At 65.7% G+C, this 16,795-nt stretch carries 12 protein-coding genes; 9 read left to right on the top strand and 3 right to left on the bottom strand.

Annotated features, from left to right (window positions below):
- Positions 1 to 221 precede the first annotated feature (221 nt).
- Positions 222 to 3,686, top strand: coding sequence for an indolepyruvate ferredoxin oxidoreductase family protein (locus ACQY46_RS01210; protein ID WP_428698501.1), 3,465 nt, complete (start codon positions 222 to 224; stop codon positions 3,684 to 3,686).
- 13 nt (positions 3,687 to 3,699) lie between these two features.
- Here ACQY46_RS01210 and ACQY46_RS01205 read toward each other — a convergent pair whose 3' ends face one another.
- Positions 3,700 to 4,473, bottom strand: coding sequence for a response regulator transcription factor (locus ACQY46_RS01205; RefSeq protein ID WP_428698500.1), 774 nt, complete (start codon positions 4,471 to 4,473; stop codon positions 3,700 to 3,702).
- On the bottom strand, positions 4,473 to 6,410 hold the full coding sequence (locus ACQY46_RS01200; protein ID WP_428698499.1) for a PAS-domain containing protein: 1,938 nt from the start codon (positions 6,408 to 6,410) through the stop codon (positions 4,473 to 4,475). The genes ACQY46_RS01205 and ACQY46_RS01200 overlap by 1 nt, the downstream gene beginning before the upstream one ends.
- 254 nt (positions 6,411 to 6,664) lie before the next feature.
- On the opposite strand from ACQY46_RS01200, the gene ACQY46_RS01195 reads away from it, so the two are divergent.
- The 8 genes from ACQY46_RS01195 (at position 6,665) to ACQY46_RS01160 (ending at position 15,702) form a co-directional block, all read left to right on the top strand.
- Entirely contained in the window at positions 6,665 to 8,653 is a 1,989-nt protein-coding gene (locus ACQY46_RS01195; protein WP_428698498.1) for an AMP-binding protein, read from the top strand.
- Entirely contained in the window at positions 8,650 to 9,477 is an 828-nt protein-coding gene (locus tag ACQY46_RS01190; protein ID WP_428698497.1) for an ABC transporter ATP-binding protein, read from the top strand. The genes ACQY46_RS01195 and ACQY46_RS01190 overlap by 4 nt, the downstream gene beginning before the upstream one ends.
- Before the next feature lie 10 nt (positions 9,478 to 9,487).
- The gene (locus ACQY46_RS01185; RefSeq protein WP_428698496.1) at positions 9,488 to 10,384 is read left to right on the top strand and encodes a branched-chain amino acid ABC transporter permease; all 897 of its coding nucleotides are present in this window, start codon (positions 9,488 to 9,490) and stop codon (positions 10,382 to 10,384) included.
- A gap of 33 nt (positions 10,385 to 10,417) precedes the next feature.
- A complete protein-coding gene (locus ACQY46_RS01180; RefSeq protein ID WP_428698495.1) occupies positions 10,418 to 11,494 on the top strand; it encodes a branched-chain amino acid ABC transporter permease in 1,077 nt (358 codons plus the stop codon).
- A 73-nt stretch (positions 11,495 to 11,567) separates the two neighbouring features.
- The gene (locus ACQY46_RS01175) at positions 11,568 to 12,887 is read left to right on the top strand and encodes an ABC transporter substrate-binding protein (RefSeq protein WP_428698494.1); all 1,320 of its coding nucleotides are present in this window, start codon (positions 11,568 to 11,570) and stop codon (positions 12,885 to 12,887) included.
- Between the two features lie 37 nt (positions 12,888 to 12,924).
- Positions 12,925 to 13,743 (top strand): ABC transporter ATP-binding protein, encoded by an 819-nt coding sequence (locus ACQY46_RS01170; RefSeq protein WP_428698493.1) that lies wholly within the window; start codon positions 12,925 to 12,927, stop codon positions 13,741 to 13,743.
- 117 nt (positions 13,744 to 13,860) lie between these two features.
- On the top strand, positions 13,861 to 15,102 hold the full coding sequence (locus ACQY46_RS01165; protein WP_428698492.1) for a phenylacetate--CoA ligase family protein: 1,242 nt from the start codon (positions 13,861 to 13,863) through the stop codon (positions 15,100 to 15,102).
- A gap of 147 nt (positions 15,103 to 15,249) precedes the next feature.
- Positions 15,250 to 15,702, top strand: coding sequence for a response regulator (locus tag ACQY46_RS01160; protein ID WP_306027903.1), 453 nt, complete (start codon positions 15,250 to 15,252; stop codon positions 15,700 to 15,702).
- A 49-nt stretch (positions 15,703 to 15,751) separates the two neighbouring features.
- Here the strand turns inward: ACQY46_RS01160 and ACQY46_RS01155 are convergent, their stop codons facing one another.
- A complete protein-coding gene (locus ACQY46_RS01155) occupies positions 15,752 to 16,210 on the bottom strand; it encodes a response regulator (protein ID WP_428698491.1) in 459 nt (152 codons plus the stop codon).
- Between the last annotated feature and the right edge of the window lie 585 nt (positions 16,211 to 16,795).

Below are 16,795 nucleotides of genomic sequence, written 5' to 3'. Positions count from 1 at the left end.
GGTTTCCAGTCGTGCCGATTGCTGCGATGCAAACGCATGCAAGCCCTTGATCTCGCCTGCCGCGAGACGCTTAACTGGGCCCAAGACGACACGCGCCGGCCTCGTCCCGAGCACAGATCGGCCGGCCGTGCTCCCAAAGTCCCCCGAAGGACCGCCGCCGCTCCCTTGCCGGTGCGAGCGGTCCTTGCAAGGCGGGACCCACCCGAAGGACATGACGCCTCATGGCACGCAACCGAGTGACGCTGGACGACAAGTACGATCTGACCAGGGAGCGCATCTTCGTTTCCGGCACCCAGGCCCTCATCCGGCTGGTGCTGATGCAGAAGGAGCGCGACCGGCGCGCGGGCTTCAACACGGCCGGTTATGTCACCGGCTACCGGGGGTCGCCGCTGGGCGCGCTCGACCAGCAGTTTCAGAAGGCGGCGCGGGTGCTGGCGCCGGCGGATGTCGTCTTCTCGCCGGGGATCAACGAGGATCTGGCGGCGACGGCCTTGTGGGGAACGCAGCAGGCGGAGATGCGCGGAGAGGGGCGTTTCGACGGCGTCTTCGGTATCTGGTACGGCAAGGGACCGGGGGTCGACCGTTCGGGCGATGCCTTCCGGCATGCCAACCTTGCCGGCACCTCGCGCCTTGGCGGTGTGCTGGCCCTGATGGGCGATGATCACACCTGCGAGAGTTCCACGACCGCGCACCAGTCCGAGTTCGCGCTGGTCGACGCGATGATGCCGATCCTCAATCCGGCCGGCGCCCAGGAGATTCTCGATTTCGGCCTCTATGGCTGGGCCCTGTCGCGCTATGCCGGCATCTGGGCCGGCCTCAAGCTGGTCAAGGACAATGTCGAATCGACCGCCTCGATCGACGGTCGCATCGACCGGATCGCGCCGCTCGTTCCCGATTTCGCCTTGCCGGCGGACGGGGTGCATATCCGTCCCAACGACCATCCGCTGGTCCAGGAGGCACGGCTGCACGAGGTGAAGCTGCCGGCCGCGCGGGCCTTCATCGCCGCCAATGCGCTCGACCGGGTGATCCTGTCGGGCGGGCGCCGGCGGCGCATCGGCATCATTTCCACCGGCAAGAGCTATCTCGATGTGGTCGAGGCGCTCGACCTTTTGGGGATCGACGAGGTGGCGGCCGCGGATTTCGGCCTCGCCTTCCTCAAGATCGGCTGTTCCTGGCCGCTTGCGGCCGAGCGCATGCGCGCCTTTGCCGGCGGGCTCGAACTCGTCCTGGTGGTGGAGGAAAAGCGCGGCCTGATCGAACCGCAGCTGAAGGAAATCCTCTATGGAACCACCGATGCACCGCAGGTGATCGGCAAGGCGGACGAGACCGGCGAGACGCTGTTCCGCGCGCCCGGTGCGCTCGATGCGGTGCAGATCGCGCTGGAGATCGGCCGGCGCATCCTCGCCCGCAGCGACAGCGAGGCCTTGCGCGCGCGGCTGGAGGATCTGGAAGCGCGGGCGGAACGGCTTGCCCGCACCCAGGATGTCGCGATCCGCAGCCCGTATTTCTGCGCCGGCTGCCCGCATAATTCCTCTACGCATGTGCCCGAGGGCAGCCGCGCCTATGCCGGCATCGGTTGCCACTACATGGCGCAGTGGATGGACCGCAACACCGAGGGCTACACCCAGATGGGCGGCGAGGGGGCCAACTGGGTCGGAGAGGCGCATTTCTCCCGCACCGGCCATGTCTTCCAGAATCTCGGCGACGGCACCTACAACCATTCCGGCGCGCTGGCCATCCGCGCGGCCAAGGCGGCCGGCGTCAACATCACCTACAAGATCCTCTACAACGATGCCGTCGCGATGACCGGCGGCCAGGCCCATGACGGGGGCCTGCGCGTCGACGAAATCGCCCGCCAGGTGGCGGCCGAGGGCGCGCGGCGTGTCGTCGTGGTCACCGACGAGCCGGGCAAGTATCCGCCGGCGACGAACTGGCCGGCCGGCACCAGCATCCATCACCGCGACGACCTGCTTGCGGTGGAGCGGGAGCTTGCCGGCGAAAGCGGGCTGACCGTGCTCCTCTACGACCAGACCTGTGCGGCGGAGAAGCGTCGCCGGCGCAAGCGCGGCCTGTTTCCCGATCCGGACGAGCGGATCCTCGTCAACGAACTCGTCTGCGAGGGCTGCGGCGATTGCGGCGTTCAGTCGAACTGCGTTGCGATCCAGCCGGTGGAGACCGAGTGGGGCCGCAAGCGGACAATCGACCAGTCGTCCTGCAACAAGGATTTTTCCTGTGTGAAGGGCTTTTGCCCCTCCTTCGTCAGCGTGCGCGGCGGCGTGCTCAAGGGACGCGCGGTGATGCCGCCTCCGGCCCCGAAAGTGGCGGAACCCGAGATCGTCCCGCCGACCCGCATCCATTCGGTGATGATCACCGGCGTCGGGGGCACCGGCGTCGTCACCGTCGGGGCGGTGATCGGCATGGCCGCCCATCTCGACGGCCTCGGCTGCGGCATCATCGACATGGCCGGCCTTGCCCAGAAGGGCGGCGCGGTGACCAGTCACCTGAAGCTGGCACCGCGGCCGGAGGACATTTCGGCGATCCGCATCGGGCCGGGCTCGGCCGATCTGGTGCTGGGCTGCGACATCGTCGTGGCCGGTTCGGCGAAGGTGCTGTCCGCCATGCGGCCGGGGCGGACGATGGCGGTGATCAACACCCATGAGACACTGCCCGGCGACTTCGCCCGCAATCCGGATTTCAGCCTTCCCGGGCGCCGTCTGGTGGCGGCGATCAGCGATGCGTCCGGCAAGGACAATGCCCGCTTCATCGATGCGACCGAGCTTGCCGTGGAACTCTTCGGCGATGCGATCGCGGCCAACATGTTCCTGCTTGGCTATGGCTGGCAGCTGGGCGGGTTGCCATTGGCTCTTGAGTCCATCGAGGACGCAATCCGGCTGAACAAGGTGTCGGTCGAGATGAATCTCGCCGCCTTCGCCTGGGGGCGGGTCGCGGCGGTCGACCCCGATGCGGTGAGCGCGGCCGCCAATGCGCGCCCCGACCGTCTCGAGCATCGGCGGATTTCGGAGACGGTCGAGGAGACCATCGCGCGCCGCGCGGCCTTCCTTGCCGACTATCAGGACGCCGCCTATGCGGCGCGCTATCGGGGGCGCATCGACGCGCTCGCGGCGGCGGCCGAAAGGCTGGGAGACGAAGGCGGCGAGATCGTCGCGACGGCGGCGCGCGAATTGTTCCGGATGATGGCGATCAAGGACGAATACGAGGTGGCGCGCCTCTATGCCGGTCAGGCCTTCCGCGACCAGCTGTCGGAAACCTTCGAGAGCTATGAGCGTCTCGAGTTCCACCTGGCGCCGCCGCTGCTGTCGGGCACCGACGCGCGCACCGGCCGGCCGGCCAAGCGTCGCTTCGGCCCCTGGGCAATGACGCTGTTCCGTCTGCTTGCGCGCTTCAAGGGCCTGCGCGGGCGCGCGTTCGATCCTTTCGGGCGGACGCAGGAGCGGCGCATGGAGCGGCGGCTTCGCGACGACTACGAGAGGATCGTCGAGGAGGTGACGTCGGCGCTGGAGCGGGACAATGCGGCGGCAGCGCTGGCGCTGCTTGCCTATCCGGGCAGGATCCGGGGCTTCGGTCCGGTGCGGGCCAAGGCGGCAGCGGAGGCGGAGCGCGGTGTGCCCGTCTTGCTGGACGCGTTCAGGCAGGGGCGCGCCGCGAAACTGGCGGCGGCGGAGTGATCCGCCTGCCGGCTCAGGGTCCGCCGGTTCCCCAGTCGACCTGCGCGGTCAGCATGTAGCCCGAACCGTAGACGGTGCGAATGAGCGTCGGCGCGTCGGGCCGTGTCAGCTTCTTGCGGATGCGCGAGATGCGCACGTCGATGGCCCGGTCGAGCGTGTCGTCGCGGCCGCCATGCTCCAGCAGATAGTCGCGGCTGAGCACCCGCTTGGGCGCGCGCAGCAGGGCAGTCAGGAGTGTTGCCTCGCCGGTCGACAGGAAGGTCTCTTCCCCGTCGGGGGCGACCAGCCGGTGGCTTTCCGGCTCGAACCGCCAGTCGGCGAAACGCGCGACCTCGCGCGCCACCGTGTCGGCGGCGGCTGCAGCCTGCGCCGCCACCGGCGCCGCGCGGCGCAGCAGCGAACGCACCCGGGCGACGATCTCGCGCGGGTCGAAGGGCTTCACCACATAGTCGTCGGCGCCGAACTCGAGCCCCATGATCCGGTCGGAGGCATGCGCCCGGGCGGAAAGGACGAGGATCGGCACGGGCCCCTTCGCACGGATCCGGTTGATCACTTCCATCCCGTCCATGTCGGGCAGGCCGAGATCGAGAATGATCGCGGCCGGCATCTCGATCCCGATTCCGACAAGTGCCGCATCCGCGGTGGCGAAGACGCGGGTGCGGAACCGGTAGCCGGCCAGCGTATCGGCAAGCAGGGAGCTGATGTCGGGTTCGTCCTCGACGATGAACACCAGCGTGCCGGCGTCGCCGGACGGATCGCGGTCGCGGATCGGATCGGGACGGGTCATCAGGCGAGAATCTCGTTCATGGTCCTGGCGAGCAAGCGGGCGGAGAAGGGTTTGGGCAGTATGGGGCAGTCGGGGGTACTGCCGTCCGACGCGGGTCCCTGACGGTAACCCGTCATCAGCGCGACCGGAAGACCCGGCCGGGTCTTTCTCATCTCGTGCAGCAGCGCGAGGCCGTTCATCTGGCCCGGCATGACGATGTCGCTCAGAACCGCGCGGATGTCCGTGACGTCGCGCACCAGGTCGAGCGCGTCGCTGGCATCGCCCGTGACCAGCACGGAGTAGCCGAGCGCGCAGAGCTGGTCGCGCACCACATTGGCAACGTCTCCGTCATCGTCGACAAGCAGGACCAGTTCCCCGGCACCGGCGGGAACCGGCTCGGTGTCCGCCGCCGCATCGGTGGCGTCGTCGTCGGGCGTCAGGGGCAGAAGCAGGTGAATGTCCGTGCCGTGGCCGACACGGCTCTCGATGGCGATGCCGCCGCCGCTGCGGCGTGCGAAGCCGTAGACGGTCGGCAGTCCGAGGCCGCTTCCCGTGCCGAAGGGTTTTGTCGAGAAGAACGGATCGAAGGCCTGACGGCGCACTTCCTCGCTCATGCCGAGCCCGGTATCGCTGACGGTGAGCCGGGCGTAGGTGCCGCCAAAGACGCCGAAGCGGTCGGCTTCCGTATCGCTCAGGCTGACATCCTCCAGCACCAGGGAGATGCGCCCGCCGTCCGGCATCGCATCCCGGGCGTTGAGGACAAGATTGACCAGCGCGTTCTCCAGTTCAGCCGGATCGACCCGGGCGACAGCCGCCGCTGCCTCGAGACGCAAGGAGAAATCGATCGACTTCGGCAGGCTGCCGGCAAGCAGCCCCTCGATGTTGCCGACCAGCGTCGCGAGGCGGACCGGCCGCAGGTTCGGTGCATCGCCCCGGGCGAAGGCGAGCAGGCGGCGCGTCAGTTCGGCGCCGCGCTGGGCGGCATGCAGGATCGGGTCGAGATGGGCGGAGAGATCGGGCATCGCCGGTTCGTCCGCCTTGCGCCGCAGCGCCAGCACGTTGCCGATGACGATCGTCAGGAGATTGTTGAAGTCATGGGCAAGGCCGCCGGTGAGCTGGCCGACCGCCTCCATGCGCTGGGCCTGGGCCAGCGCCGTCTCGCTGCGCTTCTGCTCGGTCGCGTCGAGGGAGAGCACGAAACATCCCAGCACGCGGCCGTCCAGCGTCCGGTCGGGGATCAGGGTCGAGCGCATATGCGCGATGCGTCCGCCCGGCCGGGTGCGGGAATACTCGTAGGAGACCGCATGGCCGCCGAAGGCCTTTTCGATATGCGGGGCCAGCTCTGCGTAGAGCTCGGGGCCGGCGATTTCGGACACCTTGCGTCCGACGATCGATTCCACCGTCTGGTCGAACCACTTCGCGTAGCGGCGGTTGGCGAAGCGGTAGATCGGGCCGGGGCCGAAATAGGCGACAAGCGCAGGCACGTTGTCGGTGACGAGGCGCAGCCAGTCCTCGCTCTGGCGCAACTGCCGCGTCCGTTCGGCGACGGTGCGTTCCAGCGATGCCTGCTGCTCGCGCTCGCGGGTGATGTCGGTATAGGTGGTGACGAAGCCGCCTTCCGGCAGGGGCGCGCCGGTGACGAGAACCACCTGTCCGTCCGGGCGCACCCGCTCGAAGGAATGCGGCTCGAACAGGCGCGCACGCTCGACCCGTCGCGCGATCATCTCGTCGACGTCGCCGGAGCCGTATTCGCCGCGCCCGGCATTGACCCGCAGGAAGGCGGACAGATGCGTGCCGCGACGGGCGAGCTCGGGAGGGAACTCGAGCATCTCGAAAAGCTGGCGGTTCCAGGCCACGAGCTGCAGGTCGGCATCGAAGACCGAAAAGCCCTGGTTGATGTGGTCGAGCGCCGCCTGGAGAAGGTCGAGGCGGTCACGGTAGAGGTCGCGGCTTGCCATGGCGGGAGTTTATGCACGCCCGTCACGCTGTCGATTGCAAAAACGTCGGGGGCAGCGCTGAAACAATTCGTTGCAATTGGCACATACTGGCGCAACGCTGCTCGCTTAGCGTTGCCGTCGAGCGCTACTCTGCGTCAATCGCCCGTCAGTCTCCAAGAAGAGAGAAGGGCTTGATGGACCGGGACTGTGATAGTCTGGTGGCGTTACAACGAACGATCCCGAACAATCGGGGCGTCCAGAGGGGAAGAAACGCAATGGCAGGGTCGCCCGTCGTCGAGCGCCTCGACGAGGACACCTTTCCGAAAATCCTGCTGCGCAATGCCCGTGTCTTTGCGGACCGGCCGTCGATGCGCGAGAAGGATCTCGGAATCTGGCAGGCATGGACATGGTCGCAGGTGTTGGAGGAAATCCGCACCTTCGCCATCGGCCTTCAGGACGTCGGCTTCAAGCATGGCGACAAGATCGCCATCGTCGGCGCCAACCGGCCGCGACTGTACTGGTCGATGGTCGCGGTACAGTCGCTCGGCGGCGTGCCGGTGCCGCTCTACTCGGACTCCGTGGCGGAGGAAATGGCCTTCGTGCTCGAGCACGCAGAGGTCCGCTTCGCCTGCGTCGAGGACCAGGAGCAGGTCGACAAGCTTCTGTCCATGTCGGAAAGCCTGCCGCATCTGGAGCAGGTCATCTACGACGATCCGCGCGGTCTGATCGATTACGATCACAGCCGGCTTCATTCCTTCGAGGGATTGCAGGCCGCCGGCCGCAAGGCGCTTGAGGGTGACCCGGCCCGCGCGGCGGCCTGGCTTGAGGGCATCGCCGCCGCCAAGGGCGCCGACATTGCCGTCATGCTCTACACGTCGGGCACGACCGGCCGCCCCAAGGGCGTGATGCTGTCCTTCGACAATCTCGTCATTTCGGCGCGCAACGGCAACAAGTTCGACGCCCTGAACGAGACCGAGGAAACCCTTGCCTATCTGCCGATGGCATGGATCGGCGACCATGTGTTCTCGCTCGCCCAGGCCTATTGCGCCGGCTACTGCGTCAACTGCCCGGAGAATCTCGAAACCGTCCTGTCGGACCGGCGCGAGATCGCGCCGACCTATTTCTTCGCGCCGCCGCGTGTGTTCGAGGGGCTCCTCACGCATATCATGGTGCGGATGGAGGATGCGGGCCGGATCAAGAAGAAGATGTTCGACTTCTTCATGGGGGTTGCCCGCCGGGTCGGCGAGCAGATCCTCAACGGCGAAGAGGTCGGTTTCGGCGACCGGCTTCTCTATCGCCTCGGCGACCTGTTCGTCTACGGTCCGCTGAAGAACCAGATGGGCTTCACGCGCCTCAAGGTCGGCTATACGGCCGGCGAGGCGATCGGCCCGGAAATCTTCCGTTTCTATCGCTCGCTTGGGCTCAACCTGAAGCAGCTCTACGGCCAGACGGAAGCCAGCGTCTATATCACCATGCAGCCCGATGGCGAGATCTATGGCGACACGGTCGGCATGCCGGCTCCCGATGTCGAACTGAGGATCGCGGAGAACGGCGAGGTTCACTACCGCTCGCCCGGCGTCTTTGTCGGCTATTACAAGAATGACGAGGCGACGCGCTCGACCAAGACCGAGGACGGCTGGGTGCTGACCGGCGATGCCGGCTTCATCGCCGACAACGGCCACCTGAAGATCATCGACCGGGCCAAGGATGTCGGCAAGCTCTCGGACGGCTCGCTGTTCGCGCCGAAATACATCGAGAACAAGCTGAAATTCTTCCCCAACGTGAAGGAAGTCGTGGCCTTTGGCGACGGCCGGGACTTCTGCGGCGTGTTCGTCAATATCGACCTGACGGCCGTCGGTTCCTGGGCCGAGCGCAACAATGTCAACTATGCGTCCTACCAGGAGCTTGCCGCCCATCCCCATGTCTACGAGATGATCCGGGGACATGTCGACCAGGTGAACCGGGACCTGGCGTCCGAGCCGATGATGGCCGGCGGCCAGATCAAGCGTTTCCTCGTCCTGCACAAGGAGCTCGACGCCGATGACGGCGAGCTGACGCGGACGCAGAAGGTGCGCCGCTCCTTCATCGCGGAGCGGTACCAGCCGCTGATCGAGGCGCTCTACGACGGTTCGACCAGCAAGCACGTGCGCACCGAGGTGACGTTCGAGGACGGGCGCAAGGGTGGGATCGAGGCGACTGTCGCGATCCATGACATGGAACTCTACCCGGCCCAGTCCGGCGGCATGAAGGAGGCGGCGGAATGAACGCCTTTGTCGATCCCGCCGGCATGGCAGGGCACTCCGGACTGACCAAGGGCGAGGTGCTGCTGCGCGTCGACAACGTGTCGCTGGCCTTCGGCGGCGTGAAGGCGATCACCGACATCTCCTTCGACATCGTCAAGGGCGAGGTGCGCGCCATCATCGGCCCGAACGGCGCAGGCAAGACGTCGATGCTCAACGTCATCAACGGCTTCTACCATCCGCAGGAAGGCACGATCACCTGGCGCGGCAAGGTGCGGCGCAAGATGAAGCCCTACGAGGCGGCCAGCAACGGCATCGCCCGCACGTTCCAGAACGTCGCCCTGTTCAAGGGCATGACGACGCTGGACAACATCATGACCGGCCGCGGCCTGAAGATGCACAAGAACTTCCTCTGGCAGTGCCTCCACTGGGGGCCCGCGCTCAGGGAGGAGAACGAGCATCGCCGCAAGGTCGAGGAGATCATCGATTTCCTCGAGATCCAGGCGATCCGCAAGACGCCGGTCGGGCGCCTGCCCTACGGTTTGCAGAAGCGCGTCGAGCTTGCCCGCGCGCTGGCGATGGAGCCGGAGCTGCTTCTCCTCGACGAGCCGATGGCCGGCATGAACCTGGAGGAGAAGGAGGACATGAGCCGCTTCATCCTCGACGTGAACCAGCAATTCGGCACGACGATCGCCCTGATCGAGCACGACATGGGCGTGGTGATGGACCTGTCGGACCGGGTCGTGGTGCTCGACTACGGCCGCAAGATCGCCGACGGACCTCCCGAGGAGGTGCAGTCTAACCAGGATGTGATCGACGCCTATCTCGGCGTTCCGCACGAAAACTGAGGGATCCGGGATGTCGTTTCTGGTTGAGACTATCCTGTCGGGCCTGATGGCCGGCGTCATGTACTCGCTTGTCGCGCTCGGCTTCGTGCTGATCTTCAAGGCGTCGGGCATCTTCAACTTCGCCCAGGGCGTGATGTGCCTGTTCGCGGCGCTCACCTTTGCCGGCATCATCGAGAAGACGTCGCTGCCCTGGCCGATCGCCTTCATGCTCACCGTCGGCGTCATGGTCGCCGTCGCCTGGGCGGTGGAGCGCTTCGTGCTCCGTCATCTGGTCAACCAGGAGCCGATCATCCTGTTCATGGCGACGATCGGTCTCGCCTATGTGCTGGAAGGCGTCGGCGACATCGTCTGGGGATCGGACGTCAAGGTGCTCGACATCGGGCTGCCGTCGGGCGCCTCGGACTTCATGCTCGACCAGTTCAACATCTATATCGAGAAGCTTGAAGTGTTTGCGGCTCTGATCGCCGCGGTGCTGGTCGGGTTCCTGGCGATCTTCTTCCAGAAGACGCGCATCGGCCGCGCGCTCCGCGCCGTTGCCGACGACCATCAGGCGGCGCTTTCCGTCGGCATCTCGCTGCAGACCATCTGGGTCATCGTGTGGTCGGTCGCCGGTTTCGTGGCGCTGGTCGCCGGCACGCTCTGGGGCACGAAATCGGGCGTCCAGTTCTCGCTGTCGCTGATCGCGCTGAAGGCGTTGCCGGTTCTCATCCTGGGCGGGTTCACCTCGATCCCCGGCGCCATTGTCGGCGGCCTGATCATCGGCGTCGGCGAGAAGCTGGCCGAGATCTATGTCGGCCCGATGGTCGGCGGCGCGATCGAGAACTGGTTCGCCTACATGCTCGCCCTTGCCTTCCTGCTGGTGCGTCCGCAGGGCCTGTTCGGCGAGCGCATCATCGAACGCGTCTGACGCAAGGCTCCGCTCAAGAAGGGTTCAGGACACATGCTCTATCGTGAAGCCGGTCAGTTCAAGACCACCTACCAGGCGGACCAGGGGATCTTCCCGATCGCCCAGGACCGCTATGTGGTGTGGGCGTTCCTCGCGGTTGCCTTCCTCGTCGTGCCGTTCTTCGTCAACGACTACTGGACCAATGCCGTGCTGCTGCCGCTCTTGATCTACGGCATGGCGGCGCTCGGCCTCAACATCCTGGTCGGCTATTGCGGGCAGATCTCGCTGGGAACCGGCGGCTTCATGGCGGTGGGCGCCTATGCATCCTACAAGCTGATGACGTCCTTCCCGGAGATGAGCATGATCCTCGTCGTGCTCCTGTCGGGCGGCATGACGGCCGCGGTCGGCGTCGCCTTCGGCCTGCCCAGCTTGCGCATCAAGGGGTTCTACCTGGCGGTGGCGACGCTGGCCGCGCAGTTCTTCCTTGTCTGGCTCTTCAACAAGGTCGGCTGGTTCTACAACTACTCGGCCACCGGCCAGATCTCGGCGCCGGAGCGCGAGCTGTTCGGTTTCGTGCTCACCGGCGCATCGGCGCAGACCTGGGTCAAGTATCTCTTCTGCCTGACATTCCTGACCGTTTCCGCGCTGGTTGCCAAGAACCTTGTGCGCGGCCGGCTCGGCCGCAACTGGATGGCGATCCGCGACATGGACATCGCCGCTGAGCTGATCGGCGTGCGGCCGCTGATGACCAAGCTGTCGGCCTTCGCCGTGTCGTCCTTCTATATCGGCATGGCGGGATCGCTTCTGTTCACCATCTATCTCGGCGCCGTCGAGGTCGGCGAGGTGTTCGGCATCAACGTCTCGTTCCTGGTGCTGTTCATGGTGATCATCGGCGGGCTGGGGTCGATCGTCGGTTCGTTCATGGGAGCGGCCTTCCTGGTGCTGCTGCCGATCTTCCTCAAGAACTTCATGGTCGACGGGCTGGGCCTGATGCCGGTCATGGCCAAGCATGTGGAAATCCTGTTGATGGGCCTTCTCATCATCTTCTTCCTGATCGTGGAGCCGCACGGCCTTGCCCGGCTCTGGCAGATCGCCAAGGAGAAGCTGAGGTTGTGGCCCTTCCCGTACTGAGGCGGCGCGAGACAAGACAACCAACGTCCGCCCAGCTGACTGCCCAATGTCCTGTTCCAAGGGAGGAAACGACATGAAACTGAAGCATCTCACGGCCGGCCTCGCCGCGCTCGCGATCGCATCGCCGGTCGCGGTGACGACGGCCCAGGCCTACGAGCTGACCATTCCGTCGCTCGTCTACCGTACCGGCCCCTATGCGCCGGGCGGCATTCCCTTCGCCAACGGCTATGCCGACTACTTCAAGCTCCTGCAGGAGCGTGACGGCGGCATCAACGGCGCCAGCATCAACTTCATCGAGTGCGAGACGGCCTACAACACCCAGCAGGGCGTGGAGTGCTACGAGAACACCAAGGGACAGGGCGAGAGCAAGGCGCTGGTCTACCAGCCGCTGTCGACGGGCATCACCTACCAGATCATCCCGAAGGCCGCGGTCGACGAGATCCCGATCTTCACGATGGGCTACGGCCGCACCTCGGCCGCCAACGGCAAGATCTTCCCGTGGATCTTCAACTTCCCGGGCACCTACTGGGATGCCGCGTCCGGCATGGTCAACTACGCAGCCGCGATCGAGGGCAGCGCCGAGGACCTCAAGGGCAAGACGATCGCGCTCGTCTATCACAACTCCGCCTATGGCAAGGAGCCGATCCGCACGCTCGAGGAGCTTGCCGCCAAGCACGGCTTCAAGCTGGAACTGCTGCCGGTCGACCATCCGGGCCAGGAGCAGAAGGCGACATGGCTGCAGATCCGTCGCATGAACCCGGACTGGGTCTTCATGTGGGGCTGGGGCGTGATGAATCAGGTTGCCGTTAAGGAAGCCTCCTCGGTGCGCTATCCGATGGACCGCTTCATCGGCAACTGGTGGGCCGGTTCGGAGCAGGACGTGCTGCCCGCGGGCGAAGGTGCCAACGGCTACCTGTCGGCGACCTTCCACGCACCGGGTGCTGAATTCCCGCTGCACCAGGAAATCATCGAGAAGGTCTACGATGCCGGCAAGGGCGCCGGCGACCGCGAGCGTGTCGGCGAGGTTCTCTACAATCGTGGCCTGATCGCCGCCGTGTGGACCGTCGAGGCGATCCGCAAGGGGATGGAGATCAAGGGCTCGAACGAGATCATCGGCAAGGATGTGCGCGAAGGCTTCGAGGCTCTCGACGTCACCGAGGAGCGGCTTGCCGAACTCGGCCTGCCGAACTTCACCTATCCGGTGAAGATGTCCTGCGCCGTTCACTCCGATCCCGGCACGGTCCTCATCCAGCAGTGGGATGCGGCAGGCGGCGACTGGAAGGTGATCGCGTCCGGCATCGAGCCCGATCGCGATGTCATCGCCCCGCTGATCGAGGCGGATTCCGCGGCATACGCGGCGGAAAACAACATCACCCCCCGGGATTGCAACTGATCCTGATCGGTTGTCCTCCCAAGGAGTGGAGACAGGCATGAGCGAGACGTCCGCTTCGGCGATCCTTTCGGTGAACAACATCGAGGTGATCTACAACCACGTCATCCTGGTGTTGAAGGGCGTGTCGCTCACCGTTCCCGAGGGGGGCATCGTTGCCCTCCTCGGAGCCAACGGCGCCGGCAAGACGACAACGCTGAAGGCGGTGTCGAACCTGCTCGGGGCCGAGCGCGGCGACGTCACGAAGGGCAGCATCGTCTTCAAGGGCGAACAGGTCCAGTCGCTGTCGCCCAACGACCTGGTCAAGCGCGGCTGCATCCAGGTCATGGAGGGCCGGCATTGCTTCGGCCATCTGAGCATCGAGGAAAATCTCCTGACCGGAGCGTTCACGCGACGGGACGGGGCGGCCGCGATCAAGCAGGACCTGGAAAAGGTCTATGCCTATTTTCCCCGGCTGCGCGAGCGCCGGTCCAGCCAGGCGGGCTACACATCGGGCGGCGAGCAGCAGATGTGCGCCATCGGCCGCGCCTTGATGAGCAAGCCGAACATGATCCTGCTCGACGAGCCGTCGATGGGGCTTGCACCGCAGTTGGTCGAAGAGATTTTCGAGATCGTCAAGGAGCTCAACCAGAAAGAGGGCGTTTCCTTCCTGCTGGCCGAGCAGAACACCAATGTCGCGCTGCGCTATGCGACCTACGGCTACATCCTGGAATCGGGCCGTATCGTGCTCGACGGCGATGCCAAGGCGCTGCGCGAGAACGAGGACGTCAAGGAATTCTATCTTGGCGTCGGTGGCGAGGGCCGCAAGTCCTTCCGAAACGTGAAGCATTACAAGCGGCGCAAGCGCTGGCTGGCCTGACGCCTCCGCCTCCGCGCCGCCCAGGAACAGACTGAACGCCAGACGGGAAGGGCGCGCCGCAAGGGCGGGCAACACCCCCGCTTTCCCGCAAGCGATGCAACGCACGAGGACTGTGTCATGAGCGCAGAGCATTTTGACACTCTTGAGATCCGGGACCCGGACGAGCGCGACGCGGATCTCTTCGCACGGTTGCCTGGCCAGGTCGGTCACGCGATGGCCAATGCGCCGGGCTGGGCCGCCCATCTTTCCGGCGCGGACGCGGCTGCGGTCACCGACCGCGCGGCGCTGGCCCGGTTGCCGGTGCTGCGCAAGCCGGACCTGATGGCCGCGCAGGCGGCAAATCCTCCGTTCGGCGGCTTCGCGGCCGCTCCGGTCTCCGCCATGGGGCGCATCTTCATGTCTCCCGGGCCGATCTGGGAGCCGCAGGGCGAGGGCACCGATCCCTGGAACGCGGCGCGCGCCTTTTTCGCGGCCGGGTTCCGCCCCGGCGACATCGTGCACAATGCGCTCTCCTATCACCTGACGCCTGGCGGCTTCATTCTCGATCACGGCGCGCGTGCGCTCGGCTGTGCCGTGTTTCCCGCCGGGGTCGGCAATACCGAGACGCAGGTCGATGCGATCGCGACGCTGAGGCCGACCGGCTATGCGGGAACGCCCGATTATCTCAAGGTGATCCTCGACAAGGCGGCCGAGCTTGGCCGCGATGTCTCTTCCATCCGCAAGGCGATCGTTTCCGGCGGGGCGCTGTTCCCGAGCCTGCGGGCCGAGTATGCGGCGCGCGGCGTCGACGTGTTCCAGGCCTATGCGACGGCCGACCTTGGCGTGATCGCCTATGAATCGGTGATCGACGAGGGGATGGTCGTGAACGAGAACATGATCGTCGAGATCGTGCGCCCGGGTTCGGACACGCCGGTGCCCGACGGCGAGGTCGGCGAACTCGTCGTGACCACCTTCAACAGTGCCTATCCTCTGATCCGCTTCGGAACGGGGGACCTGTCGGCGGTGCTCGCCGGCCGCTCGGCCTGCGGGCGGACAAATATGCGCCTGAAGGGCTGGATGGGCCGCGCCGACCAGCGGACCAAGGTCAAGGGCATGTTCGTCGATCCCAAGCAGGTGGCGCAGGTGCTCGGCCGTCACCCTGAAATCGCCAGGGCGCGTCTCATCGTCGAGCGCAAGGCCGAGCAGGACGTGATGCGCCTGGCCTATGAGGTCGAGGGGCCCGCCGATGGCCTGGACACTGCCATTGCGGCGTCGCTTCGCGAGATCACCAAACTGGCCGGGTCCGTGGAACGGGTCGCCCCGGGCGCGCTTCCCAATGACGGCAAGGTCATATCCGACGAGCGCAAATACGACGCTTGAGACGGCCGGCGGAACGAGCCGAACGGACGCTGAAGACGGCTCTGTCGGTTTTCCGCCCTTGCGCTGCCATTCGCCTCTATCCTATGCAGGAACGCGACATGCGGTTGCGCGGCCCTTGCCGCCAGCCCCGGACCGGCGGGTGATGCGATGCAGGATGACAGGGCTAGTGACCAGGATGGCGCCGCCGTCCTTCTGGTGGAGGACGACCCTGATGACGTGCGGATCATCACCCAGTCGCTGGGTGCCTCGGCGATACCGGTCCGTCTGACGACGGCCGCCGATGGCGCGCAGGCACTGTCGATCCTGAACGAGGCTGCCGACAGCGGCCTCCCGGCTCCCGACCTGATTCTCCTCGATCTCAATCTGCCGGTGATGAACGGGACCGAGTTCCTGGGCAAGTTGCGGGCGCATCCGACATTGAGCGCGGTGCCTGTCTGCGTGTTCACCACCGCCGACGATCCGGTCACGATTCGCCGCGCCTACGCGGCGGGTGCCAACGCGGTGGTGACGAAGGCGGACAGCCTGGCCGGAATGAGCCAGGTGCTGCATACGATCATCGAATTCTGGTTCAGGGTCGCCGAGCGTTACCGCGCCGAGTGAGCGCTGCGGAGCCTGTCGCCCCGCTCCGGCGGCGCTGCGCGCGCCGGGATCAAAGATAGACGATCTCGAAGGGGTCTTCCTCGACGGCAGGCGGCTCCGGTTCCGGCGGCGCGCCGCGCGGCTGTTCCGCGACGCCGGTTGCCGCATCGACATGCGACTTGAGGACGCTGACCGAAAACGGCTTGACGACGACCGAACGGGCACCGAGTTCTGCAGCCTTTTCCAGCAGCGACAGGTCGACATGGGCACTGATGACGATGACGGGGGTCATGGCGGTCTGTGCGTTTGAACTGGCGCGCAGATTGGCCAGGAAGGCTGCACCGTCCTGTGTCGGCATGCGCCAGTCGACAAGGATGACGTCGAAACGGTGGGTACGCAGGAGTTTTTCGGCAACGGCGCCGTTCTGCGCCTCGCTGATGCTGGCAAAACCCAGATCCTTGAGCATTCCCCGGATCAGGCGTCGGGTGAACGCGCTGTCGTCAATGAGCAGGACCTTCTGCGATCTCACGGTAGACTTCTTCCCCTGCCATTCCCGGCGCCGGGGTCCGGAAGACCTGCGCCCGTACGGGAAAACTTCGTAATTTCATCAATGTCGCCGATACCGCTGAAGGCCCGGTTAACGGCTGCCTCTGTCGGCCGGCATCTCCCGTGATGCAGCCGGTGCGTCAGGCTGTCGCGGATGGCGCAAATCCTGCCCGGCGGTTTGCGCGTAGTAGGCTTAGATCAAAACCCATTAAATTGGCGAAAATGGCGTTCGATATGACAAGAGATGCAAGGAAAAGCTCGAAGAGCGGGGTTGGCGCCCCGGTCGAGAGCTTTGACGCGGCAGATCGCCGTCAGGTCGAACGTCCTTCGAATCGGGCGAATTTGCACGGGCGTCAGCGTCGCAAGGCCTTGAAAGGCTTCAGCCTTCCCGCGGCCTTGCTCCTTGCCTCCGCGCAAATTCGCTCCGACCATGTCCGCCTATTTAATGGGTCCTGACCCCAAGCTATGGACCATGCTGGCGGCGTGCCTTATGTGCGGCTTCAGCAGAACGATCTTTCGACCGGGAGCCAAATGGACAGCATGACCGTCAACAAGAACACGGCCGATA

Source organism: Stappia sp., from assembly GCF_965276915.1.
GTDB lineage: Bacteria > Pseudomonadota > Alphaproteobacteria > Rhizobiales > Stappiaceae > Stappia.
Note: the sequence above shows the minus strand (reverse complement) of the source record. Positions and strands in the feature narration are given on the sequence as shown.

Coding starts and splice junctions, on each gene's coding strand:
- ACQY46_RS01205 (WP_428698500.1), bottom strand. CDS start 4,473: ATGACCCGTCCCGATCCGATCCGCGACCGCGATCCGTCCGGCGACGCC.
- ACQY46_RS01160 (WP_306027903.1), top strand. CDS start 15,250: ATGCAGGATGACAGGGCTAGTGACCAGGATGGCGCCGCCGTCCTTCTG.
- ACQY46_RS01165 (WP_428698492.1), top strand. CDS start 13,861: ATGAGCGCAGAGCATTTTGACACTCTTGAGATCCGGGACCCGGACGAG.
- ACQY46_RS01170 (WP_428698493.1), top strand. CDS start 12,925: ATGAGCGAGACGTCCGCTTCGGCGATCCTTTCGGTGAACAACATCGAG.
- ACQY46_RS01200 (WP_428698499.1), bottom strand. CDS start 6,410: ATGGCAAGCCGCGACCTCTACCGTGACCGCCTCGACCTTCTCCAGGCG.
- ACQY46_RS01175 (WP_428698494.1), top strand. CDS start 11,568: ATGAAACTGAAGCATCTCACGGCCGGCCTCGCCGCGCTCGCGATCGCA.
- ACQY46_RS01180 (WP_428698495.1), top strand. CDS start 10,418: ATGCTCTATCGTGAAGCCGGTCAGTTCAAGACCACCTACCAGGCGGAC.
- ACQY46_RS01185 (WP_428698496.1), top strand. CDS start 9,488: ATGTCGTTTCTGGTTGAGACTATCCTGTCGGGCCTGATGGCCGGCGTC.
- ACQY46_RS01210 (WP_428698501.1), top strand. CDS start 222: ATGGCACGCAACCGAGTGACGCTGGACGACAAGTACGATCTGACCAGG.
- ACQY46_RS01190 (WP_428698497.1), top strand. CDS start 8,650: ATGAACGCCTTTGTCGATCCCGCCGGCATGGCAGGGCACTCCGGACTG.
- ACQY46_RS01195 (WP_428698498.1), top strand. CDS start 6,665: ATGGCAGGGTCGCCCGTCGTCGAGCGCCTCGACGAGGACACCTTTCCG.